General features: G+C 69.0%; 3 protein-coding genes. All 3 read right to left on the reverse strand.

The window, feature by feature from the left end:
- Positions 1 to 561 precede the first annotated feature (561 nt).
- The 3 genes from ABZ260_RS49625 to ABZ260_RS49635 all read right to left on the reverse strand — a co-directional run bounded on the left by ABZ260_RS49625 (position 562) and on the right by ABZ260_RS49635 (position 2,417).
- Positions 562 to 786, reverse strand: coding sequence for a hypothetical protein (locus ABZ260_RS49625; RefSeq protein ID WP_355632550.1), 225 nt, complete (start codon positions 784 to 786; stop codon positions 562 to 564).
- 195 nt (positions 787 to 981) lie between these two features.
- Positions 982 to 1,908, reverse strand: coding sequence for an endolytic transglycosylase MltG (mltG, locus tag ABZ260_RS49630; RefSeq protein WP_355632553.1), 927 nt, complete (start codon positions 1,906 to 1,908; stop codon positions 982 to 984).
- A complete protein-coding gene (locus ABZ260_RS49635) occupies positions 1,905 to 2,417 on the reverse strand; it encodes a SigE family RNA polymerase sigma factor (RefSeq protein ID WP_355632556.1) in 513 nt (170 codons plus the stop codon). The genes mltG and ABZ260_RS49635 overlap by 4 nt, the downstream gene beginning before the upstream one ends.
- Positions 2,418 to 2,652 lie beyond the last annotated feature (235 nt).

Raw genomic sequence — 2,652 nt, forward strand, 5'->3', positions numbered from 1 at the left:
GACTTCGTGCTGGACGAGGTGGCCGTCCCCGAGCCCGGCGCCGACCAGGTCCTGGAACCTGGCAGGTTCTTCCCGAGAGTCTTACCCTGCGATAGGCGAAGACGATTCGCCGCCGCTCAGTTGAAGTATCTGAGCAACGCGGCTGCTGCAGCGACAACTGTCAGCAGGACGCACAAGCGGGCGGTCCGGGGCCAGCTGTCCAATGCTTCCCGGACCGTCCGTGCCACTTCCGCCACGACGCCTTGGGGAGAACCTGAGGCATCGCCGCTGGAATCGGGCTCTGAAACGCTCACCTTGTTTCTCACCTCCTCTCCGCTGAGAGCAGGGTCCAGGGCATCGGCTCGCTCACCTCCAACGCTCTCTCGCAGGCCTGGACGCTGCGATTCTCCGCGTTCCGGATAGTGGGTGTTACTCCCTCAAGGGGTCAAGCTGATTGGAAAAAAGATGCCGAATCCGGCCCGATCAGCCAGGACGGGTCAAGGCATCAAGTCAGGTAGAGGCCACAGACCGATCCCTCGCATGGGGTGTCGCGTCACTTGTCGGCGGCAATCGCCCTGCCCCTTATCCGGTGAGGGTGGCCGGGTAGGACTCGGTCACGCTCCATGGGGTGAGCTCGATGCCGAATCCGCTGCGGTGGGCGTCTTGGGTGTGGACGAGTTTGCCCGACAGGTGCACGATGTCGCCGGTTCGGAACGCGCCGGTGTAGGCACCCCGTGTAGCGAAACAGCAGCCAGAACCCGTCGGGGTCAGCAGCGGCGGCGCGCAGCAGTGCGGGGATGGCGTCATCGTCGAAGTCGTCGGCGCCGGTGGCCTCAGCCAGGCGGACGCACGCGCGGTCCAGCACCGCCCGGTACAAGTCGACCTTGGAGTCGAAGTGCCGATACAGCATGGCCCGGGTGAGTTCGGGGACGACGAACCAAACGCCCGCGCACTGACACTCTCATGACGCATCTACTGACACTCTCGTGTCGCTTGGCACGATCACCCGTGCTTCTCGCGTTCCCTGACCAGCTTGAAGAACTCGCGCTCGGAGGCCGCGAACTTGGTGACGCCCCTCTCCGGGTCGGTCACCACGAAGAACAGCCAGGGGCCGGCCGCCGGTCTCAGCGCGGCCTCGATGGCATCGGCGCCCGGGCTGCCGATGGGGCCGGGCGGCAGGCCGGGGCGCACGTAGGTGTTGTACCGCGACGTGCTGCGGAGATCCTTGATCGAGGCATCGGTGCCGAACTTGTTCAGGCCGTACATGACCGTGCTGTCCAGTTGCAGCCTCATCTCGGGGGTGCGATCGAGCCGGTTGTGGATGACCCGCGCGATCTTGGGCATGTCCCGCCTGCCGGCCGACTCGGCCTGGACGATGCTGGCGATGGTCAGGATCTCCAGTGGCGTACGGCCGACACGCCTGGCGCCCTCCACCAGCCTGGCGTCCTCGGCGGCGCGGGCGAAGCGCGCCACCATCGCGGCGAGGATCTCCTGCGGGCTCGACGCGGGCGAGACCTGATAGGTCCCGGGGAAGGCGAACCCTTCCAGCGCGCCCTTGGCATAGGCCGGCAGGCCGAGCGCTTCGCCGTCGGCGGCGGCCCGCCTGAACTCCGCCACCGGCCTGCCGGTGGCGCTCGACAGCCGCTCCAGGATCTGCGAGAGCCGCAGCCCCTCTTGCACGATGACGCTCTTCGCGGCCACCTCGCCGGTGCCCTGCCCGGTGGGGGCCTCCGCCACCCGGGAGGACAGCCCCCCGACCACGAGCGTGGACCCGAGCGCCAGCACGGTGACGGCCGAGGCCGCCGCCAGGGCGAGGCCACGACGGCGGGGCCGGCCCCCGGCGGCCCGGAGGAATCGGCTCGGTGGCGGCGGTTGCTCCTGGCCGGCCATGTCGGAGAGGGTCTCGCGCACCAGATCCTCGATGTTCATCGCAACTCCCTTACGGTGCTCAGTTCGGGGGCGGCCTTCCTCAAGCGCTCCAACGACCGGTAGATCTGGCTGCGCACCGACCCCACCCTGACACCGAGCAGCCGCGCGATCTCGGTCTCGGACAGGTCCTCGAAGTAGCGCAGTACGAGCATGGTCCGCTGCCGGGGGGTCAGCCGGGCGAGAGCCGCGCGCATCACCAGGCGCAGGTCCACGATCTCGGCGTGCCCCTCGCCGGCCTGGTCGGGCAGCCAGCCGGTGGACAACTCCACGACGCGGGAACGGCGTCGCCACCAGCTCACCTGCTCGTGGTACATGACGCGGCGGACGTAACCCTCGATGGCCGCCGGGTCGCGAAGCGCGCGCCACCTCGCCGCCGTCTTCGCCAGTGCCGACTGCACCAGGTCCTCGGCGGCGTGCCGGTCACCGGTCAGCAGGTACGCGGTACGGAACAGCGCTCCCGACCGATCGATGACGAACTCCCGGAAGTCCGCCTCAAATCCTGGATCCACCCGTCCTCCTCGCCATGTCACCAAGCAAGGACGCGGACAGGACGTCGATCTATGCCGGCACGGCCGCACCGATCCGCACCGTTCTGTGCCGGGATCTGCCTCGTCCGGTGCGGTGGGCGCGTACGACGCCACCCGGGTGAGCGGTGCCAGGCCGCCCGCCCCCGGCGCACCCCCGACCTTCACTCTCGGACGACGCCGGATACGCGAGCGGCCCCCGACCGGTGTGGTCGGGGGC

The organism is Streptosporangium sp. NPDC006013 (assembly GCF_040614275.1).
Classification (GTDB): domain Bacteria; phylum Actinomycetota; class Actinomycetes; order Streptosporangiales; family Streptosporangiaceae; genus Streptosporangium.

Bases quoted from the DNA above. Each gene is read 5' to 3' on its own strand.
- mltG (WP_355632553.1), bottom strand. From the start codon at position 1,908: ATGAACATCGAGGATCTGGTGCGCGAGACCCTCTCCGACATGGCCGGC.
- ABZ260_RS49625 (WP_355632550.1), bottom strand. From the start codon at position 786: ATGACGCCATCCCCGCACTGCTGCGCGCCGCCGCTGCTGACCCCGACG.